Annotated in this window: 17 protein-coding genes; 6 read left to right on the forward strand and 11 right to left on the reverse strand. The window is 40.4% G+C overall.

Features of this window, described 5'->3' with window-relative positions; genetic code table 11:
- The first annotated feature begins 341 nt into the window (after positions 1–341).
- The 3 genes from AB8P51_RS08845 to AB8P51_RS08855 all read left to right on the forward strand — a co-directional run bounded on the left by AB8P51_RS08845 (position 342) and on the right by AB8P51_RS08855 (position 1,981).
- Positions 342–719 carry an endonuclease domain-containing protein gene (locus AB8P51_RS08845; protein WP_369748445.1) on the forward strand — a complete coding sequence of 126 codons (378 nt, stop codon included), beginning with the start codon at positions 342–344 and terminating at the stop codon, positions 717–719.
- Between the two features lie 190 nt (positions 720–909).
- The gene (gene lipB / locus AB8P51_RS08850) at positions 910–1,608 is read left to right on the forward strand and encodes a lipoyl(octanoyl) transferase LipB (RefSeq protein ID WP_369748446.1); all 699 of its coding nucleotides are present in this window, start codon (positions 910–912) and stop codon (positions 1,606–1,608) included.
- A gap of 136 nt (positions 1,609–1,744) precedes the next feature.
- A complete protein-coding gene (locus tag AB8P51_RS08855; RefSeq protein WP_369748447.1) occupies positions 1,745–1,981 on the forward strand; it encodes a hypothetical protein in 237 nt (78 codons plus the stop codon).
- Between the two features lie 60 nt (positions 1,982–2,041).
- Here the strand turns inward: AB8P51_RS08855 and AB8P51_RS08860 are convergent, their stop codons facing one another.
- The 10 genes from AB8P51_RS08860 to AB8P51_RS08905 form a co-directional block, all read right to left on the reverse strand.
- Positions 2,042–2,713 carry a hypothetical protein gene (locus AB8P51_RS08860; protein WP_369748448.1) on the reverse strand — a complete coding sequence of 224 codons (672 nt, stop codon included), beginning with the start codon at positions 2,711–2,713 and terminating at the stop codon, positions 2,042–2,044.
- Between the two features lie 539 nt (positions 2,714–3,252).
- Entirely contained in the window at positions 3,253–4,821 is a 1,569-nt protein-coding gene (locus tag AB8P51_RS08865) for a DUF11 domain-containing protein (protein WP_369748449.1), read from the reverse strand.
- A 19-nt stretch (positions 4,822–4,840) separates the two neighbouring features.
- Entirely contained in the window at positions 4,841–5,488 is a 648-nt protein-coding gene (locus tag AB8P51_RS08870; protein ID WP_369748450.1) for a hypothetical protein, read from the reverse strand.
- A 60-nt stretch (positions 5,489–5,548) separates the two neighbouring features.
- Positions 5,549–6,340, reverse strand: coding sequence for a hypothetical protein (locus AB8P51_RS08875; protein ID WP_369748451.1), 792 nt, complete (start codon positions 6,338–6,340; stop codon positions 5,549–5,551).
- 16 nt (positions 6,341–6,356) lie between these two features.
- Complete coding sequence (locus AB8P51_RS08880; protein WP_369748452.1) at positions 6,357–7,667, reverse strand: OmpA family protein; 1,311 nt, start codon at positions 7,665–7,667, stop codon at positions 6,357–6,359.
- Positions 7,668–7,677: 10 nt separating this feature from the next.
- The gene (locus tag AB8P51_RS08885; RefSeq protein WP_369748453.1) at positions 7,678–8,223 is read right to left on the reverse strand and encodes a hypothetical protein; all 546 of its coding nucleotides are present in this window, start codon (positions 8,221–8,223) and stop codon (positions 7,678–7,680) included.
- A 24-nt stretch (positions 8,224–8,247) separates the two neighbouring features.
- Entirely contained in the window at positions 8,248–8,400 is a 153-nt protein-coding gene (locus AB8P51_RS08890; RefSeq protein ID WP_369748454.1) for a hypothetical protein, read from the reverse strand.
- Between the two features lie 157 nt (positions 8,401–8,557).
- Entirely contained in the window at positions 8,558–11,239 is a 2,682-nt protein-coding gene (locus tag AB8P51_RS08895) for a response regulator (RefSeq protein WP_369748455.1), read from the reverse strand.
- Positions 11,240–11,380: 141 nt separating this feature from the next.
- The gene (locus AB8P51_RS08900) at positions 11,381–13,831 is read right to left on the reverse strand and encodes a ribonuclease HII (protein ID WP_369748456.1); all 2,451 of its coding nucleotides are present in this window, start codon (positions 13,829–13,831) and stop codon (positions 11,381–11,383) included.
- Between the two features lie 27 nt (positions 13,832–13,858).
- A complete protein-coding gene (locus tag AB8P51_RS08905) occupies positions 13,859–14,461 on the reverse strand; it encodes a ribonuclease HII (RefSeq protein WP_369748458.1) in 603 nt (200 codons plus the stop codon).
- Between the two features lie 212 nt (positions 14,462–14,673).
- Between AB8P51_RS08905 and AB8P51_RS08910 the strand changes: the two genes are divergently transcribed.
- The 3 genes from AB8P51_RS08910 to AB8P51_RS08920 are packed head-to-tail and all read left to right on the forward strand — an operon-like array spanning position 14,674 to position 20,017.
- On the forward strand, positions 14,674–17,736 hold the full coding sequence (locus AB8P51_RS08910) for a SusC/RagA family TonB-linked outer membrane protein (protein ID WP_369748459.1): 3,063 nt from the start codon (positions 14,674–14,676) through the stop codon (positions 17,734–17,736).
- Positions 17,737–17,747: 11 nt separating this feature from the next.
- Positions 17,748–19,142, forward strand: a complete 1,395-nt coding sequence (locus AB8P51_RS08915; protein ID WP_369748460.1) for a RagB/SusD family nutrient uptake outer membrane protein — start codon at positions 17,748–17,750, stop codon at positions 19,140–19,142.
- A gap of 29 nt (positions 19,143–19,171) precedes the next feature.
- Positions 19,172–20,017, forward strand: coding sequence for a DUF1735 domain-containing protein (locus AB8P51_RS08920; RefSeq protein ID WP_369748461.1), 846 nt, complete (start codon positions 19,172–19,174; stop codon positions 20,015–20,017).
- 83 nt (positions 20,018–20,100) lie between these two features.
- Here the strand turns inward: AB8P51_RS08920 and AB8P51_RS08925 are convergent, their stop codons facing one another.
- The gene (locus AB8P51_RS08925) at positions 20,101–20,760 is read right to left on the reverse strand and encodes a hypothetical protein (protein WP_369748462.1); all 660 of its coding nucleotides are present in this window, start codon (positions 20,758–20,760) and stop codon (positions 20,101–20,103) included.
- Between the last annotated feature and the right edge of the window lies 1 nt (position 20,761).

Raw genomic sequence — 20,761 nt, forward strand, 5'->3', positions numbered from 1 at the left:
GGGGAAACAAAATTGACCAATTAGCTGTTGATTTTTATTTTAATCTATTAAGTTTTAAAAAGCCTTTTTGTATTGTCCGAAAAAATCTTACCCCGCACCTGAAAGGGTGGATTTTTTCTATTTCTACAGTGATTTTTGATCCTTTTTGGTTAGGGGAAACAAAATTGACCAATTAGCTGTTGATTTTTATTTTAATCTATTAAGTTTTAAAAAGCCTTTTTGTATTGTCCGAAAAAATCTTACCCCGGCCCTGAAGGGTGGATTTTTTCTACTTTTGTGAGAATTATTAATGCTGTTTTCCTACAGATAGTTAAGTGTTTATATTCCTAGATCATTTTCCAATGAACGAACATAGAGACTTGTTAAAAGACGAAGGTATGCATGCAGGTGCGTCGGCAGACAAATTTGCATTCGCAAGATTCCTAAGGAAAGTTGAAACTCCGCAAGAAAAAAAACTTTGGAATTTTTTGCGTACCAAACCTAACAAGATTAAGTTTCGAAGACAGCATCCTTTTAAAGATTATATCTTAGATTTTTACTGTCACAAAGCGAAACTTGTTATCGAAATCGATGGTCATCAACACAAATCGAATCAACAATATGATAAAGATCGTACAGAAATAATTGAAAGTTATGGTCTAAAAGTGATCCGATTTCAAAACAGTGATATCGATGATAATTTTGAAATGGTAATTAAAAGATTGATGAAATATATTTAAGCTAATTTTTCCTCTCCCCATCCCTAGAGCATGGATTGTTCTGCTTTCAAGGTCAATTTTGCTCCTTTTAGGGTAGGGGGAACAAAATTGACCTAATGATTGTTGAGTTTTTATTTTATTGGTCAACAGCCAGCCCAAAAAATCTTACCCCGGCCCTGAAGGGTGGATTATCCTCGTATCTTTGTGGCCTATGAATAAAAAGGTGGCCATAGAGGATCTCGGTCTGAAAGATTACAAGGAAACCTGGGATTACCAGGAGGAGTTGTTCCAGGAAATTATCGGACTCAAAATACGCAACAGGCGTGAGGCAACCACATTGCCTACCCCCAACCATTTTTTATTCGTAGAACACCCACATGTCTATACCCTGGGCAAGAGTGGCGACATTGAAAATCTTTTGGTAGATGAGGAACAGCTCAAAAAGAGGGGTGCTACTTTTTACAAGATCAATCGCGGCGGAGATATCACTTATCACGGGCCGGGGCAGATTGTAGGCTATCCAATACTGGACCTGGATAATTTCTTTACCGATATTCATAAATACTTGAGATTACTGGAGGAAATGATCATCCTGACACTGGCCGACTATGGACTTAAAGGTGAACGCTCCAAAGGGGAGACAGGGGTTTGGCTTGATGTGGGTACTCCGTTCGCGCGAAAGATATGTGCTATGGGTGTCAGGGCAAGTCGCTGGGTGACCATGCACGGCTTTGCCTTTAATATCAACACAGACCTCTCTTATTTCGACCTGATGATCCCATGCGGGATCAAAGGGAAGGGGGTGACATCTCTGAATGTGGAATTAGGTAAGAGAGAAATACCCATACACGAGGTGCAGGAAAAACTTCTTCTTCATTTCGGTAAGCTCTTTGAGGCCGAAATATCTTAAGATGATTTCCGGGTCGATTTGCTCAAGCCTGTCATAACGCCCAGATAATTTTAGGGTCTTATCCGTGTAACATTTATGCTAATTTTTCGTCTTTAGTATATAGAAACTCTTATTTATAACATTAACAATCAAAAAGATGTCAAGTATTAGAACTCAATTTTTACACAAAGGAATTATGTTGGGCATATGCCTGATGGGAGTCTTGTTGAGCACTATCTTTATCGGGAATGATTCGGAATATACAGATGAAACTTTACTGGTAGGACATCATATTGAAAACCCTTCCGGAGAAAAGGAGTACCAAAGCGAGGGGTCATTAGATCAATCCGATTCTACCCTGGGTGTTACTAAACCAAAATCTACGGTCGAATAAATCAATTCTTCCGTTTCATCGCAGTTTTTAAATGCCTTGTTAGGAGGATTAAGCTATATTTTATTTAGAGAAAGCGGTTAATTCAGACCAGCTAATGAGCTTTCCTTTTTTATTATAATCTTCCTGCTTTACCATACCTACTCCTTCCGCCAGCCATTGTTTTGCTGTACCACTTATTTTTATCCCCATTTTAGATTCAAAGTTATAGGAAAGCACTACACAGTTAAACGTCCCTGCAGGAGTGGTTACGGTTTCTTTACCTGAGACTTTTCGATTGGTGATATTGACGTCCATATTTAACTTGATGGGGTTAATATGAATGGTCATATGCATATTGGAATCGGGTAATTCACGGCCTTCCAGAAGTTCGTTTGGGATGATGAGGTTGGTTCCTGATACTTCTATTTCCATGTCTTCATACTGCTCCATTATCCCCGGCGCTCCAAGCGATTTGAAATCTACCGCTATCCCGTCATCCTGGCAGCGAATCTCATACTCTGAGGTTGCTATTACTTTTCCTTTTTTATCCTTCACCTCATAGGCCAGCATTGCCCAGTCGGCCCCCGCATCACTAACCGTATAATCTACGACTGCCGTAGGTTTGTTGGCCTTTTCATAACTCGTAATCTGGAAGCTCGTCCCCTTTTGTAAAGGGTAGTAAACACTGCATACTTCCTGTGAGAATCCACTTGCGCTTAGCAAAAGGATAACAATAAAAAATAGGTTTTTCATTTTTATATGTATAAATGGTTTTTGTCTGTTGTTCTATGACTGTCAATTCCACTCTTCCTGTATTCTGCATTCCCAGGGCTTAATTACGGAATTTGGATCAAAGGGTAGGGGGTTAAAAACTTTAATTTCCTTTTGCCAAAGTATCTCAGTTTTAATCAAAGTGGTTTCATGGCTGTTATTTTGATCTTTAAAAATAGGTATATAATCCCGATAATAAAAGAGTTGGAATTACAACTGTAACCCCACATGGTAAATCTAGATTTAGGGTCAAGGCAATAAAAAACCAAAGATAAATTTCCGGTTTTGCCATTAATATAAATACCGATCTGGGATAATTTGACCATACGATCTCCCCTGGGGCCTAAAAGACAAAGCAGTGACATCCCTGAATGTGGTATTGGGTAAGGTCTACGTGGATATTGAAAAGGTAAAACAAAAGTTACTTCGGCATTTTGAAACTATGTTTGAGGTGCAGCTGTAAAAGGAAAAAGTTGGTAATTTCCAATAGCATTACCAACTTAACTAATGATTTTTTTCAACTAATAGCCCTCCAATTCTTTTCTCATACACTCCGCAAAAGAATCTTCCATCCCCAATTCTACCATTTGTTTACAGATGACTTCAGATTTTTGTTTTTGCAATTCTTCTAATTGGGCGTCGATCCGATCATAACACCTGTCATTTCTGCATTTCTTTCTCTGCTGTTTCAATATTTGTAGACTTATTTCGATTCTTCTCAATTTATTCTCAAAGTCATCCATTATTTCAAAACCAGCGGTACCGTAGTCACCCCCTAAGGTTATAGGTTTGTACAAAGACCCGTCGAAGGTTATCCCCATGGGATTTATCCATTTTAGCTCCATCTCAATAGCATCTCCGGAATCATATCCGCCAATATGAACTTTGGTATAAACTGCCAAACGGTTGCATTGCAGTTCCTGAATGTCTTTTAATACGCCAACCATAAATCCCATCATGGGGACAGAGGTTATTATTGGTGTAGGAGCTTTATCAAAGTATATGATCCAGACATTCGTCAATCCGGTTTGTGCTTCTATCAAATCGGCTTTGTAGCCAATTACATCGCCGCTCCAATCAATACGGGCGGGAAGAGGTTCCCTCCACTCACCCCATTCCAAAGAAGAGCTGATAAACCGTTGTATCTGTAGGAAATCGTTCTGGTAACGGCCTTCAGCGGTCTGTATGCTTTCTCTGGTAATTGCCTGTTTTGTACCATTTCGGGCATCAATCCCATATACTACCATTTGTCCGTTAGGACGCCAGATGGCAGCATGTATTTCGCCAAAAGCACTGAAATCCTTAAAATTGGTATTAAAGAAACCCATTTCGCCACCCGGGAAAAGGATAGAGCCATCGGCAGAATTTACATAGTATTCCATAATAAATTCATTGGGATTGCCACGAAAATACTCTGGACTAAACCCCTCAGTATCTGCCATTTCAAAATTCATTAAAGCTTTGATTTTGTAATCAAACTTAAACGTCCCATCTATGGCTGCAGGATTAGGGGTCATGCTACTCAATGCATCCATAGGAGCCAAACAATCACCACGCCCTGATGCAGTGCCGCCTGTTGGAGGGCTTCCACTAGTAGTACTTCCTCCGGAAACAATGACTAATTGGCCGTCACCATCATCTTCATCTCCGGGATCGTCCAATGCATTACCATCTCCATCTGTGTCCACCCCATTACCCGGACTGCTGTCAATGTCTAGTATGTCACTAGTTATGACTTCGGCTAAATTTATATGGTTGCCTTCCTGTAGCGCTTTGGCATAAAGCTGTAGTTGGGCAGTACTGCCCGAAGGAAGACCACCAATAATCCAGATGCCATCTACAGCTGCAAAAACCCCTAAATTGGAAGAAGCTCGTTCAAACTCAAAAGCAGAAGGCAGGCTATTGCGGATTCTAATTCCTGTTGTCTCATCGGGTCCATCGTTTGTTAGATCGATTGTAAATATGACGGTTTCACCAATTGCTACGAGATTCTCATTGACCGACAATTCCAGGCTCAGATCTGCTCTTTGGGAGAACAACTGTCCAATTCCGATCAGACTGAGAATTACAAATAAGAAATACTTTTTCATGTCCGCAAGCTTTTATGGGTTAAATCTCATCCACTTGAATAGATTTAATTGGTAGCCAGAGCTCATCCCCCCAATTCCAATCGTGGGTAAAAATACCATACAATGTAATTTGGATCTTACCACCCTGAACTGCCTTGAATAAAAAATTTATTTCTCGTTTAGCAGGGGATACAGGAATTGAATAACCGTCACCGCCGTCTCCAATTAAAACACCGATTTCCCCGCTTGGATAATCCTGGTTAAAATCAGCCAAGAGATGATTTTTATCTGCGAGAATGACCTTCATCCTATATTCCTTCCCTTTTTCTGCGTTAAAGGTTAAGAGTCCACCATATAGAGCGTCAGAAATGATCATATAATTTCTACTGTACTTGCCTACAAAAGCAATTTCCAATGATGGATTGAAAGGTCTTAAAGGGGTGATTTTTACTTTCTTCCTTGAAGGAAGTGCCAATTTACCTTTTGGGATCATCACTTTGGACGTCTTACGGATACTATAACTCCTCGGCAAACCCACATCTTTTAATGTGAGATTGCCAGGTCTTACGGAGACAACAGAACCAAGGTCTTTTGTTGCTATTTTATTTCCCAAGGTCCTATTACCCAATTGCGCAATTGAAACGCAGACAAAAAACAGACTACATATTGTTAAGGTTATAGTTTTCATGATATTTATTAATTAAGAGAATTAGGATTTTATATTGATTTTATAGTTCTGAATAAGAAATTATTGGCAGAGATAGATATTAGATTTACTTAGGTCTACCATTCTTACCGTGCTTATTCCTAAGTTTTGAACTTCAGCCCTGAAAACGTCAGCCAACATTAATTTTATACTATTAGAATTCATTACCATCTTGATCTGGCTTTCCACTGCTTTTCTGATTTGCCTTTTGAAATGGGTTATTATGGAGGGCAATGCAGCTTTTATAGCCCCGTTGGTTTCGAACTTTCCTTCTACAGAAACATCAGCGATTTCGAAAGTAAAAGAACCATTGTAGGCAACAGGCTTTAATTTTACTTTGATTTTAGGATTACGCCATTGTATATCCGGGGCGCGACTATCTTCAAACCTGTTGGCACAACCGGGGCATCTGCCTTTAATCTCCGCTCTGTCGGTTTCAAAGCGTATATTCAGATAGTAGTTTTTGGAACTATAGGATGTACTAACTTCGGTACTGTTCATGTCCTGAAGAAAGTATTTCCAATTATGCCCGGGTTTTTTAAAGACGAATTCAGTGAAGGCAATTCCTTGTTTTCTTCCTAGAATTTCAACGTAACCATTTGAGCGATCGAGCCGTAATTTCATGGTTTTTGCAATTTGTTCTCTTAATAATGTTTCCGTTCTTCTAATGTCCATTGGCCTGCACATGGAAACATTAGAGGCATTTGGCTGAATTCTTCTATTTAGGGTAGGGTTGACAACCATTTTTTTATTGCCCAGTTTAGATTGTGAATGAGCATTTATGGAGCTTAGAATCAGTAAAAAGCTCAAGGTTTTTGTTAGTAGTGTTTTCATGATTTCTTTTTTATAGTTACTTTACTTTTTTAAACTCTACCCTTCGGTTCTGTGCCTTCCCATCGGTGGTACTGTTATCTGCCACCGGTTCGGTTTCTCCTTTGCCTTCGGCTTGTAAACGATAAGGGTCTATCTGGTATACCTGCACCAGAGCATTTACTACTGCTTCTGCCCTTTTTGCCGATAGTTCCATATTCAGAGCGTCATCCCCATCGGCATCGGTATGACCTATAATGTTTAAAGTCAAGGTTTCATCGCTATTGAGTACCTGAGAAATTTGTCTGATAACACCCATGGAAACAGGTAGCAGCGTAGCAGATCCTGATTCGAACAAAATGGCATTAGTAGAAATAGATCCTTCCTCCATGAGTTGTCTGCGAAGGTCTTGTCCGCCCTCCGCCACCTTCAGATTGGATATAAAAAGTCGTTCTTTACCGTCCTTAAATTGGTGCAATTCGAATTTGACGGCAACAGGCTTACTGCCTTCAGGAATCATCCGGGGAATGTCTACCACCTTCTTCTCATCTACCCATAAACGGAAACGCTGTTTGTTAACTGCAATAGAAATATGGGGCTGTCCCAATACTTTCTCACGGATATCACCCTGTATGCTATTGTTGATCTCCCCTCCATTGCGTACAAAGAAGCCTACAGGGGCGTACTGACAAAATGGGATATCCACATTTGCAAATTTCCCCCACTTAAAGGATTTAGTATCCGAAACGCCTACCTTAAGCACTGCCGTTGAAGCCGTTTGCCTGTCGAGCCCCAGGGCCAGCATATCAAATTCTACGGTATAATCTTCCGGAAGATCCGGTAAATCCGGGATGTACGTTATTCCGTATCCAGGTTTGATTTCGAGCCATTTCTTTTGACCTTCGTCAGTAGCTACCACTTCCCCGGAACCATTTGTATTCCAACGGGAAGGAAAATCCCCGACAAATTCTCTGGAGAGGTCATCAAAGAATATGAGTTTATCCCCGGGTACGAAATCAAATTTGCTGTAGATGTACAAAGCTTCAGGATCTGATCCGTCAGACGTGTTCTCGTTATCTTCCCATTCCTCTTCATATATCTCCCCGTTTTCATCTGTGGGTTGACCTGTCTTGCCATTTTTCTTCCTGCCTTTCTTCCCTGGTGCTTCGAGGATGCTGTCCATGGCTTTTTCGGTCTCTTCCGCCGATTTTTCCTCAACCTTCCTGAGGATAGTTTCCTTGGCAGCTTCTTCTGCACGTTTTTTTATCTTTTTCAGTAATTGCGCTTCTACATTGAATCCTACCGCAAGGAGCAATAATAATAACCAGGTAATTTTTATAGTATTTTTCATTTTGATTGATTTAAATGAGACATGTTGTTCTGAAAATGGCCAGGGTAAAAGAGACTGTTGAACTGGCCTCGTCTCTTTCCGCAGAGAGGTAGTAGCCGTTTTTCTTCTTTACCAATTGTAGCTGATGTATTAAATGATAATACTGACCATTCCTTAAATCCAGGGTTATTCCACTTCGCGATTTCTTAAGTTTTACAGTAGTTCGAAGGACGCGCCTGGAACCATTTTCGTTTACGCCAGCTTCTATATTAATGGTTGCTATCAGATTATTACCATCTTTTTTTATGGCTCCAATGCCGTATCTCAGCTCCGCATTGTGGTTTGTTTTGGCTGAACTGGTTGGATTTAACTGTAGGGAGTTAAGAGCAATGCTGTAACATTTACCGTTGTTGAGATCACGAATGATCTCATCATAGGAATCTGGAAGATCAACAGGAGACGAAACTCCTGTGTTAATATTCGGCCTTCTAATTGGTGTGTTAGAGATCTGGGCCTGTGCGGGAATTGCCATCAGGCAAATAATAGTAAACAGGAAAAAATGTACAGTAGTTTTCATTATAATTTGAGTTTAATGAGACAATCAGTTATTCTTTTTAAAGTTTATACTCTTAACAACCTTGTTATTGTTGATAATCTTAAGCTTATACTCCCCCTGTTTGAGATGATTGATGTTTAAATAGATCTCAAATCCGGGTAAATTTTTAAGTTCACCTTCATATCTTTTTTTCTTCATGGAGACATGAAGCGATTTAGATTAATCAGTTGCTAGAATTGAATTCATTTCAATTTTCTGAAACAAACATAAGTGCATAGGCAGGCATAGGCTATGACTGATGTATCAAAGCCTGTAAGTCATGTAACATCTCTGTGAAGTCCTTGTTACAAAGGGTTTAGGAGGGCTTGTTTTTGCTGAAGGTAGAGGGAGATACCCCATAGGCTTCCCTGAAACACTTGGTAAAATAGGAGGGGTCATTAAAGCCAACCTGATATCCGATCTCCGAAATGTTGGCGTCACTTTTTTGGAGCAGGGAGGCAGCCAATTTTAATCGTTGTGAGCGAACGAATTCTGAAGCAGACAGGCCGGTAAGTGCCTTTAACTTCCTGTGAAGTTGCATCCGACTCATCCCTACGGCCTCAGCGAATTCCTGTGTGCTGAAAGCCGACTCGGTGAGCTTGAGTGCCAGGACCTCTTGAACCCGCTCAAGGAAAATCTCATCCAGATTAGTTATGGCAATATCCTTGGGTTTTAAAATTACCTCCTGACTGTAGCGATCGCGAAGTGCCTTTCGGGATTCGATGAGGTTTTGTACCCGGGTCTGAAGCAATTTCGACTTAAATGGTTTTGTGACATAGGCATCAGCGCCTGTTGTCAGACCTTTATACTGATCTTCTTCACCTGCCCTTGCGGTAAGAAGGATTATAGGGATATGGCTGGTTCGTTCATCGGTCTTAAGGATTTTTGATAATTCCAGGCCGTCCATTTCGGGCATCATTATATCCGAAATAATCAGGTCGGGGACCCACTCCATGGCTTGCTTTACCCCCTCCTTGCCATTGGTAGCTTCGACGATTTTATATTTTTTGGAGAATTGGTTTTTCAATAAATCCCTTACCTCCGGATGGTCTTCCACCAGGAGAAGGATATCCCTGTCCTCTTTTTCGAAGAATTCTTCCGGGTCTTCCCATTCTCCTTGTGGTTCAGTGCTACTTAAGATATCGGGTGCAACAGAAGGACTATGTACAGGTTCATTTACGAGTTGATGCGGTTTAAAGGCCGATTTGTTTATGGGCAGCATGACAATAAATTCTATAACATTTTCCAACTTCGAATTTACACTAACCGATCCCCCATTGGTCTGTACCAGTTCCTCAACCAAAGACAGACCTATGCCAACACCCTCATTTTGTGGGTCTTGCTGATAAAAACGGTTAAATGCTTTTTCAATAACCTCCGTATTTAGGGTACTTGAGGAATTGGTTATGGTGATGGAAACTTTATCATTTTCCCGATGGGCATTATACCTGATATACCCTCCATGATCACAGTATTTTATAGCATTGGATAAAAGGTTCGTCGTGATTTTTTCAATAATGTCCTTGTCAAACCAAGCATCTTCCAGCTCACTAATTTCAATCTGATAGTCAATTTCTTTTTCAGTAGCTAAAAACTGAAAAGCCTCTCCCTGAGCGCGGAGTAATCGACTGAGATTGCCCCTGCTGACCATCAGCTGGTATTTCCCAGCCTCCAGTTTAGACAGATCAAGTAATTGATTAACCAGGTTGAGGAGACGATTAGAATTACGCTGTATCATCTCAAAATCTCGGCGGTCTGTTTTGGACAGTTCTCCTGAATTGATTCGTTGCTCTACCGGACCGGAGATTAAGGTGAGGGGCGTTCTGAATTCATGGGATATATTGGCAAAGAAGTTAGACTTTAGTCGGTCTAGCTCCTGTAGTTTTTTATTAGTCTTTTGCCGGTTCTGATATTGGAAAAAAAGAAATACTCCTATTAACGAAGTGACCCCAATCCCTCCCAGCAACAAATTACGCTGATTGACTTTCTGCTGCTCAATTAGCTCTTTTTCGGCATTGAGCAGAGCAATCTGCTGTTCTTTTTTCTCGGTTTGATACTGTGCCTCTACCCTGCGTGAGACTTCTCTATTCGCTTTTTTTGATAAACTGGATTTGAGATCATAGGCAATCCGGTAATGCTCACTGGCTTTATGATAGTTGCTATCTTCTAAATAACAATCGGCCAGATCACGATTGAGACGTTCATAGTTATAAGTGTCTGTTAGATTTAAGGAGTCATAAATGCTTTTTGATTCTAACAGGCTTACCTTTGCATCCTTACAGCCCCCTAAATAGCCCCCTTGAAAATGACCATAGTAGTACAAGAGTTTCGCCAATTCCAGTTCATTTCCTTTCTCTCTGGTGTATGCAATTCCCTTTAAGTAGGCTTCCTGAGCCTTATCAATCCTGTCATTCACTTTGTAATACGCTGTACTGATCATATAGAGCCGGGCAATATATGGTTCATACTCCTTTTTGTCATGGGCCAGAAAATATTCCAGGGCGAGATCTATATATTCCTTTGCTTTTTCATATTCCCCCTTTAATCCGGAGGTGTCGGCCAGGTATAAATAAATATAATGGATACTCTCCTGATCATCGATTTCTCTGGCATTAGCAAGGGCTTCCTCAAGCAATAAATGGGCGTAGTCTGAGCTTTGTTGTGTAAAAGCTGTCCGTGAAATTTCCGAACGCTTTACAATACTTCTAATGGTTGCCTTATTTACAATTTTATGTAATTGTGCTATAGAGTCCACTTTCAGGTATTGTTCCAGGGCAGCTTGAAATTCTCTCTCGCCAAATAATTCGTTGGCAGCATCGTAATACAATTCAATGAGTCCCTCCCAGTTTTCCTGCTCTGTATAGGTGCTCTTTAATTGCTGAATTTCGAGTGAGTCCCTCTCCCCGTTTTGGACCGGCAATGTATCCTTTTGTTGAATGGCTAAAATTGGCGTGCAGCAAAGGAATATAAGCAGATATAAGAGATTGCGAATTGCCATGATATTTTCATTGTAAGATAGGTATACAACAAGTAATTCACTATGACATATGTAACCTTACTAAAGTTACAAAATATTCGCTAATGGAATTGAGGCTGCGATAAGCTATGCCTGAGAGATTTTAATTATAAAGAGATAATATTAATTCAAGGAATAAACAATCAGTGAATTCTCCTCAAACTTGGCTACAATTTCGATGCTGTGGTTGTTGTCTAAATCGGACAGGTCAATTGGCGATGCAGCATATACCGGGAAATCGGGAAAAGGTAGGGCACTGCTGTCAAAGAGATAGGCCCTTTGGGTCTGTATATCGGTTACGCTAACATAGATCTTATCGTAAATATAAAAGATACGCGGTTTGGTATATACCCCAAGATCGAGGGACGCCTTGTTTCCTTTTATAGTCAGTTCATTGTCATTCATCAGTGACAAGGTCTTTATGGTGGCATCCATCCCGTGGTCCTCGGCCAGGTTAAAACGGGTTTTGGTGATCTTTCCTTTGGTGTCCACGGCGAAGAGTGTTCCTGTTTTATCTGTCACGATAAATCTATTGTTGTTGAGGTACACGTCATTTTCAGAAAAATCGATTTGTTCCTTTACTGCCACGCGGGTATCACCCACCCGGTTTAAAATTTTAAGAGAACCGTCTTCCAGTTTAAAAACCAGGTAGTCCCTGCTCCCAATCCTGAAGTGTCTGGGCCTGTCAAGGACAGCTGTTTCTGCCTTGGTGTATTTAAAACCTTCTACAATCTTTCCCTTTCCGTTGTACATTTTAATATCACTGCCCTGGGTCACTACAAAGCGATAGTTGCGATTGCCTTCATAGTCGAAAACTGCAAGTGGGTTGAGGATAGGTCCTGAGAAAGTCATATCGAAAGGGGCTACTTCCTTTCCGTTCCTGTCGAGCACAAGGAATTGATTGCTGGTGGTAAATGCCAGCTGTAATCGTCCGTTTTTATAGAGGTCGATTTGTTCTATCCTGCCTTGAACGCGTCCTTTAAGGGCTTTTTTCCATAATATCTTCCCGGATGTTGATATCAGATAGAGGTTGTCCTCGGTATCCTGAACAACAATTTCTTTTTTATCATTGCGGTGGTCAGTTACAAATTGTGGGTTTGTTGCAAGGGGTGCATCTAATTCTACGGTAAAAAGGGGAGCCACACCCTGTTTTTTTCGTGAACTAGATTTTCTTTTTACAAAGGTATTAAGGTGGCAGAACGATCTGTCTGCTACCAGCTGAAAGGCAAATACATGCTCAGGCAGGTCTGAACTGTCATCAGCGAGTAGGGCTTTGGGGATATTTTTGCTTATTTCATTTTCTAATTTCCCGCCGTCGGCGATAAGGAGCAGGGAAGAGGCCTCTGCCAGTTCTGAGCTCGCACTTTGATAAATTGCCGAAGTATCAAAGGTTTTACCACTATTGATATTTCGGATAATGAGTTCTATAAATCGTTTGTTTTCAGAAAAAATAAAAGCATTGTCGAATACTGTATAGTGCGTCACCTTAAAATCAGAAATAAAAGCAGGAAAGGCATTTTCCAAAATTGGACTAGATTCCAGAATTCCGATTTCCTTCCCCTGGTATTCGTAAACCGATCTCCTCGAATCCTGTAAAAATTCCGACAGGCTTAGCGCTCCATACGTATTGATTAATACCGCCTTATTGTTGCCCTGAAAGACCACCCCTGCTTCTTCGGTAGTCTGGAACAGTGAATCGGCAACTTTTATCTGTGTATACTGCTTTTGCTGATTTGACTTAAATACGCCTTCATCAGTAAATGATATAGTGAGCAGGCCGTCTGCTCCTTCGGGTGAAAGGCCGGCTAGGGTATTTTCTACAGGCTGGGTATTAGCAAAAAGCGATAATAGGGTAGGGATGCTATCTGTCATGGTCCCTACACCTGTCCATTGAAGCAAATCCTGCGAAGCATGGAGATCCAGTGCCAGGGAATGGGCCAGATCTGCCCAGCCGGAGCCGCTTTGATCTTCAGATCCCATATACAGCGAATCGAGTTGTGAAGCCTGAATAAAAAGGGAGGCTGTTTTTCCCTGCCCTGCGCTTTTAAGAAGTGGAACTATTTCCCTGTCGGGATGAGTATCCGATTTCAGCCATTTTTTTTCCGTGATCAAGAGGGAATCCTTGCCTGAAAACCTCAGAGATCCTATTTCTGAGGAAAACCAGGGTGTTGAAATTTCTTTCAATTCTTCAACATCGTCTCCATCTTGATCTATTACCTCCCCGGAAGAAAGACTGTCTGATACCTGTTTTGCGGGCGGAATTTCAGAGATATAAATATAAGATAGGCTGTCAGCGGTGTTGGGCAGGGCTACAAGATAACCCGGGTCTTTAATGGGGAGTCCTTTTAATTGTTGCAGAAGATGCATCAGACTGGGTTCCTTTTCCCCTTCGGATGGAGGCAGGACGAAATCACAATTTCGCAAGTCGAGTCTCATGGTAGTGGGGTCGTTCACCCTTAGGATCAGGGCGGCATTATCAGGAAGAGCATCTTCTAGAGACAGTTCGGAACTTTCCAGAGGATTACAGGCTGATAAGAGGATTGCGATGATTCCCATCGCCAGGATACTTCTCATGCATTAATTTTAAACAAATTTAGGATTTTAAAGTTCAAGTGATAATTGATCATTCTTAATTTTAAAAGTTTTTCTGTGGTAGGGTGTCAGGCCAAATTTATGGATAGCCCTCCTGTGTTCCCTGGTAGGATATCCTTTGTTTTGTCGCCAGTTATATTGAGGGTATTCTTCATGGATTTTTGACATATAATCATCCCTGGCATTTTTAGCCAGCACGGAGGCTGCGGCAATACTCATGAATTTCCCATCGCCTTTCACTATACATTCATGGGAAAAATTACCAAAGGGTTTAAATTGATTCCCGTCTACAAGGATATGCCGTGGTTCCGTACTAAGAGCTGAAAGTGCCCTGTGCATTCCCAGGATAGAGGCGTTCAATATATTGATCTCATCTACGGTAGCGGGGTCGATATGTACAATGCTAAAACTAAGGGCATTGGTGATTATTTCGGCTCCGACCAATCTCCGCTGTTTTTCTGAAAGCTCCTTGGAGTCATTTAGTAATCCTGAATCGTATCGGGGAGGCAGTATAACGGCTGCTACAGTGACCGGACCGGCCAGGCAACCCCTTCCGGCTTCGTCGGTTCCTGCTTCGAACAGGAAGCGATGATATTCTTTTAATGCGCCCATTGATTTACTGATTCTGAAGAAGTTAAAATTTTTCTATTACCCATGAAAACGTTAAAATATTTGAATAAAATCAAAGAAAAGGTCTAAAATCTTACATTATCAATAATAAATGATCAATTTTTAACAAGCCTTAACCTCGCTTTCACTTCTTGTTTGGAAAATTAACTTATAATTATCACTTTTGCAGCTGGCTAATTCAAAAATCTAATTAAATGAAATCAAAGTTAACATGGATGTTGACACCATTATTGGTGCTCTGCATGAGCTTTTCTTTTGCACAAGAGAAAAGTATTTCAGGTGTTGTGACAGACCAGAACGGTATGCCGCTACCTGGTGTTGCGGTTTTAGTTGTAGGAACGACTACCGGAACACAGACCGATTTTGACGGAAACTATACTATCACTGCCCGCGTTGGACAGGTTTTAAGGTATAGTTATCTGGGGCAAAAGACGGTGACGAGAACAGTAGGTGCTCCAAGCACCATTAATGTTCAAATGGAAGATGATGCTGAGGCACTGCAGGAAGTTGTAGTTGTGGGATACGGTGGAGGACAGGATAAGAGCAGGGTTTCCTCTGCAATTACCACAGTAACCGCCGAAACTATCGAGAACAGACCAAACGCGAGTTTTGTCCAGACACTTCAGGCTCAAGCACCTGGTCTTTCGATATCAACTGGTTCCGGACAACCGGGAGCAAACAGTACGATACTTATCAGGGGGGTAACTTCTTTGAGCGGTAATATCGAGCCTCTTTTTATTTTGGATGGAGTTCCTGTAGATGAGGATAATTTCAGGAGTATAAACCCTAATGACATTGAATCTATAAACATACTTAAGGATGGTTCTGCCTCTGCCTTATATGGGAATAGAGGTGCAGCTGGGGTTATTGTAATTAAAACCAAATCCGGGAAGTACAATTCCAAATTCACTGTAGGATACAGAACTCAAACCGGTTTTACGACTCCTCAAGCTCCAAACTTTGATACGATGAGTACCCAGGAGATTATATCATTGGAAAGACTAACTGGAAATACCAACTTTGATGCTATGGCTTCGGATTCTGAAAGGGCATTTTTAGTTTCAGATGCGATCAATACCAGATGGGAAGATGTTATTACTCAAACTGGCAAAACAATACTTCACGAACTGACCATTACATCAGGAGGTGAAAACAGCTCAAATTATAATTCTATTTCCTATTTTGAGCAAGGAGGAACCGCCCGTAGGAGTAATCTTCAAAGATTTACTTTCAGAACTAACTTCTCAGGTAAATCGGATTCTAATAAATTTACCTTCGGATCTAATTTTACTGCCAACTTCAGTAAAAATAACTTCATCCAGAATGAAGGAACAGGAAGTTTAGCGAATCCATTTCTAGTTGCCTACTTGGCAAAGCCTTATTTGAGAGCATTTAATCCTGATGGCACGTTAAATACAGTTGGATTGAATAGAGATGGTTTTGATGTAACCCCATATGTCTCCTTGAATAATACAGAGCTCAATACGCAATTACAGGAAGAGATAAAAATAGTAGGTTCTGTGAATTCCAGTTTAGAAATCGCCCCTAATTTAAGAGCTGGAACTTCTTTCGGTATGGATTTCACTCAAACAAACTTTCTGACGATAACCAGTCCCTTGAGCATCTATGGGCAGAACGCACCGGACCCGGCTTCAGAAGTAAAAGGATCTCAATTTGAGCAACAACAAAGAGATCTTCAAATCACCAGCAATGTCTCCCTGACTTATAGCAAACTATTTGCAGATAAGCATAATGTGGAAGTTGCGGGTTATGCAGAATTCAATAAAAATATCCTTGACAATCTCGGATTTACTGGATTTGGAATAGACCCAAGGTTGGAAGGTTACAATTTTACTCCTGGAAATGTACGCGAATTCCCAGATGTTGCTCCTGGAGACGAAACTTTAGATAATTTACAGTTATATTATATCCCTAATGTGTTCTCAAATAGAACGGAAGTTTCCTTATTCTCATATTTCGGAATATTGAACTACGATTACGACGGTAAGTACGGTATTGATGCATCGATCAGACGGGATGCATCCTCTAGATTTAGTGATACTAATAAATGGGGTACTTTCTGGTCGGTTGCCGGTAGATGGAATATTGACAAAGAACGATTTTTAGAAAACTCAAATGTAGTTGATGAGCTTAAGCTTAGGGCAAGTTATGGTACTGCGGGTAACGACAGGATCACAGGAGGTAGATTTGGTGGAACAACTCTAACTAGTAACCTTTATTCAATAGGTGGTGGTTATAATGCATCTCAGGCTGTATTTGCCTCAAGCCTGGCGAATCCTGACCTAAAATGGGAAACCACTGAGCAATATAATATTGGTGTTGATTTCGGCCTTTTCGGCAGACTAAATGGAACTATTGATTTGTACGATAAAAGAACCTCAGATCTTTTCTACGCTACACCAAATACGCTCATCTCTACTTTTGGTACGATTTCCAGAAATATCGGATCCATGACTAACAAAGGTGTTGAGGTAAGTTTGACGTATGATATTTTCAATACTACAGACTTTAAATGGTCTGTAAATGGTAATGCTGCATTCAATAAAAATGAAATTACTGAACTTCTCGATGGTGAATTGATTGAGGCAGGAAGGGTAGCATTGCAGGAAGGAAAACCATTTAACAGCTTTTATGCGGTACGTTGGGCAGGAGTAAACCCTGCCAATGGTCAACCAATTTATTTGGATATTGATGGAAATCCAACATCTCAGTACAACACAGATGATAGGGTATTCCTCGACAAAGGAACTATCCCTGAATTGACAGGTGGTTTCGGAACAAATGTTAATTACAAAGGGTTGTCCCTTGATGCACTATTCTCCTTTATCGGAGATGCTTATAGGTATAATAATGCTTATGGTGTTGCTGAGGATCCTACCTTGATTTCTCTTGCGAATATGTCCACAACGATGAATAATATTTGGACAACTCCAGGTCAAATTACGGACATTCCAGCGGCCAATGCCGGAAGTACTAGGAACTTACTATCAGACCGCTACTTGGAAAATGCTTCCTATCTGAGATTAAGAAACGTGACTGTTGCTTACTCACTTCAACCAAAGGTTTTGGAGAAAATACCATTTTCAGCAGCCAGGATTTATTTTCAGGCAGAAAACCTGATTACCTGGACTGAGTGGAGAGGATTTGATCCGGAAGCTGATGCTCTGAGGGTTCAAGACTTCTTTAATTACCCAACTCCAAGAATTTTAACACTTGGACTGGATCTACAATTTTAAAAAAAAAGAACATGAAAAATATAATTAAAAAACTAGGTGTTTTTTGTGCCGCGCTAATTTTCACAACAGGGTGTGACGATCAGTTAGATATTCCACCAATCGGATTTCTTTCAGATGAAAACACTTTCGAAACAATAGAGAATCTTCAGCAAGGTCTGAATGGAGCTTATGGAAACCTAACTTCTCGATTCAATATTACGTTTGATATCATTACCGATGAGGTAAAACCAGGTGCAGATAATGGTGGACAGTTTATCAACTTCTACAATTTCAACCTGAATAACCAAAGTGGAGAGGCCACTAATCATTGGACAAACAATTATGCAATCATCAATCAGGTAAACCGAGTGCTTGAAGGTGCAGAACTGTTGGATGTTGACGCTGCCGATCAGGCAGAATACAACAATATTCTTGGTCAGCTTTATGCGCTTAGAGCATATTCGCATTTTCAACTCCTTACATGGTTTTCCACGGACTACACGGATGGAAACAGTCTGGCTGTTCCATATGTCGATTTTGTTGTGACCATTGAGGAACTGCCTCGTAATACTGTTTCAGAGGTCGTTACCGGAATTAATGCCGACATAGCTTTAGCACAAAGTTTATTGAGCAATGCAAACAGTAACATCCTTATGAATAAGGATTTCATTACGGCTATGGAAGCTAGAATGAATCTGTATTTAGAAAATTTTTCGGTAGCTCAATCTAATGCACAGGAATTGATTGATAAATACAGCTTAGCGACAAGAGCTCAGTATGAAGCTATGTACGCAGACTCAGATGATACTGAAGTTATTTTTAAGGTTAAACGAGTGACAGGGGATTTCCCAATTGGAGCAGTTTGGTACTTTACAGGAAGTGCGGGACCTTTTCTGGAAATGTCAAACGGACTTTATGATGCATTGGATCCAACAGATATTCGATACAATGTGAACTTCTGGGAAGAAGAAAGTGATCCGGCTAACAACTCCCATTTAATTGGGAAATATCTTGGGCCAGGATTTTTAAACGATCTGAAAGTTTTCAGAGTTTCAGAAATGTACCTTATTAAGGCAGAAACTCAGGCACGTAACAATCAGTTAGCAGAAGCTGCAACTACCCTAAAGGAACTAAGAGATGCCAGGTTTGGAACCGATACAGTTCTTGAAGTTTTCACTTCTGTAAACGACGCCTTGTTGACCATCCTTGACGAAAGACGTATAGAACTGGCATATGAAGGTCATCGTTACCTAGATATAAAAAGACTTAGAAATGTCTTAAGTATCGGTATTTCGAGAGATGTTCGAGATTGCCCAACAGGCAATTGTGATCTACCTGCCAGTGACTTTAGGTTTAATTTGCCTATACCATTAGCAGAATTAAATGCCAATGATAATATGGTTCAAAATCCAGGATACGGATCGTAAGCTAAAAACCTAATAAGATATTCAGAACTATGAAAAAAGTATATTTAATATTAATGACAATAGCCTTGACTGTCTCTTGTGACAGAACAGAAGGCCCAATTTACGATGTGGAGAATGGCGTGGCCCTGGCCGCATTTAATCGAAATGTGCAAACCTATCCAGTAGATGATTCAGGCGAAAGTTTTGCAGAAATCCTTGTAGGAGTTTCCACTGTTTCAGATTCAGACCGTTCGGTAACTGTTAGTATTGACCCTTCTTCGACCGCAGATCCTAGCGAATATACTATTGATCCTGCTTCATTGGTTATTCCTGCAGGAGAATTTGTAGCAAGAGTTCGTTTAGAGGGAAATTTTAATAATATTCCTGAAACAGGTCAAACGTTTGTTATTCTTAATTTGGAAAGCGTGGACGGAGCTATTTTAGATAGCCCTCAAACGGGTAGATTGAGTCATAGAGTAAACCTATTTCGTTTTTGTCCATTCACTGACGGAGCTACATTTTTAGGGGACTATGAATTAACGACTATCACTACTGGAATATTTGGGGTAGAAACATTTATTTCGGGCACTGTAACCCTAACTCAGGGAGCCACAGTTGCTGACAGACAGTTTTCAGCAGGACTATATTCTGCTTTCGGTGGATTTGGTCCTTACACCTGGAATATTAGTCTTATTTGCGGTGAAGTAGTTGTTCCTTTTGGAGTAAATACTGGAGTAGGTTGCGGCGGTAGTATTGAAGTGGGATCACCGGATGTAAATGCAACTTATGACAGTGCAGATGATTCTCAACTTCTGATTAATTGGACTGATGATGTAGACGGAGCAGGCGGATGTGGTGGACCAGTACAGATCACAATTTTACTTACTAAGTTATAATGTAGATAGAGTTAAGTATAAAAAGAAATGGTGGCGGGAAATCGTCACCATTTTTATTTTCAAACTGGCCTCATTTACGCATATTAATTGATGTTAAAATAACGAAGCATTTTAACTACATCTACTTCTTCTGAATAGGAAAGTCTATGCTCCTTACAATATCGTTTCATATCGCTTTCCTTGTTACCAAATAAAGCTAAAATATCTTTCTTTTTTAAAGATATTTCAGCTAAACGAGATTCCCTTTCAATATAATAAGTTTTTCTCATTATAAATTCTGCCGGCTTGTCAGTACCATAACTAGACCTAGCAGGCTTAGCTTCATTGAATTTCGAAGAATTCCTAAGCCATAGGGAAATTTTGTCTCCTGCCACTAATTTTTGTACATAAGCAAGATTACTATCGGGGAGTTCTTTAAGAAGAAATTCACTATTCTTAATTTTTACCCATACGTTTTTTGTTTTGCTCAGTTGATTGTTTGAATCTTCACCCGTTTTTATTTCAATGATATCGGCATAGGCGTTATAACGCATCATGGCAGGATAGGTTTTATCATCGGTATATATTTTACCTGCCTCAAATTCATCAGTTAAATAAGGGGATCCTATGTAATTCTGACCATTAGATACATTATCGATAAAGAATAATTGCCCTCTCACGTAATCCGTGGGCAGGTCAAACGTGGTCTGACAGAAAATAGCACTGGCAAAAAGTAGTAATGCAATTGTATTAATAGTTTTCATA

The organism is Muriicola sp. SD30, assembly GCF_041205185.1.
GTDB lineage: Bacteria > Bacteroidota > Bacteroidia > Flavobacteriales > Flavobacteriaceae > Muriicola.

Bases quoted from the DNA above. Each gene is read 5' to 3' on its own strand.
- AB8P51_RS08845 (WP_369748445.1), top strand. From the start codon at position 342: ATGAACGAACATAGAGACTTGTTAAAAGACGAAGGTATGCATGCAGGT.
- lipB (WP_369748446.1), top strand. From the start codon at position 910: ATGAATAAAAAGGTGGCCATAGAGGATCTCGGTCTGAAAGATTACAAG.
- AB8P51_RS08855 (WP_369748447.1), top strand. From the start codon at position 1,745: ATGTCAAGTATTAGAACTCAATTTTTACACAAAGGAATTATGTTGGGC.
- AB8P51_RS08860 (WP_369748448.1), bottom strand. From the start codon at position 2,713: ATGAAAAACCTATTTTTTATTGTTATCCTTTTGCTAAGCGCAAGTGGA.
- AB8P51_RS08865 (WP_369748449.1), bottom strand. From the start codon at position 4,821: ATGAAAAAGTATTTCTTATTTGTAATTCTCAGTCTGATCGGAATTGGA.
- AB8P51_RS08870 (WP_369748450.1), bottom strand. From the start codon at position 5,488: ATGAAAACTATAACCTTAACAATATGTAGTCTGTTTTTTGTCTGCGTT.
- AB8P51_RS08875 (WP_369748451.1), bottom strand. From the start codon at position 6,340: ATGAAAACACTACTAACAAAAACCTTGAGCTTTTTACTGATTCTAAGC.
- AB8P51_RS08880 (WP_369748452.1), bottom strand. From the start codon at position 7,667: ATGAAAAATACTATAAAAATTACCTGGTTATTATTATTGCTCCTTGCG.
- AB8P51_RS08885 (WP_369748453.1), bottom strand. From the start codon at position 8,223: ATGAAAACTACTGTACATTTTTTCCTGTTTACTATTATTTGCCTGATG.
- AB8P51_RS08890 (WP_369748454.1), bottom strand. From the start codon at position 8,400: ATGAAGAAAAAAAGATATGAAGGTGAACTTAAAAATTTACCCGGATTT.
- AB8P51_RS08895 (WP_369748455.1), bottom strand. From the start codon at position 11,239: ATGGCAATTCGCAATCTCTTATATCTGCTTATATTCCTTTGCTGCACG.
- AB8P51_RS08900 (WP_369748456.1), bottom strand. From the start codon at position 13,831: ATGAGAAGTATCCTGGCGATGGGAATCATCGCAATCCTCTTATCAGCC.
- AB8P51_RS08905 (WP_369748458.1), bottom strand. From the start codon at position 14,461: ATGGGCGCATTAAAAGAATATCATCGCTTCCTGTTCGAAGCAGGAACC.
- AB8P51_RS08910 (WP_369748459.1), top strand. From the start codon at position 14,674: ATGAAATCAAAGTTAACATGGATGTTGACACCATTATTGGTGCTCTGC.
- AB8P51_RS08915 (WP_369748460.1), top strand. From the start codon at position 17,748: ATGAAAAATATAATTAAAAAACTAGGTGTTTTTTGTGCCGCGCTAATT.
- AB8P51_RS08920 (WP_369748461.1), top strand. From the start codon at position 19,172: ATGAAAAAAGTATATTTAATATTAATGACAATAGCCTTGACTGTCTCT.
- AB8P51_RS08925 (WP_369748462.1), bottom strand. From the start codon at position 20,760: ATGAAAACTATTAATACAATTGCATTACTACTTTTTGCCAGTGCTATT.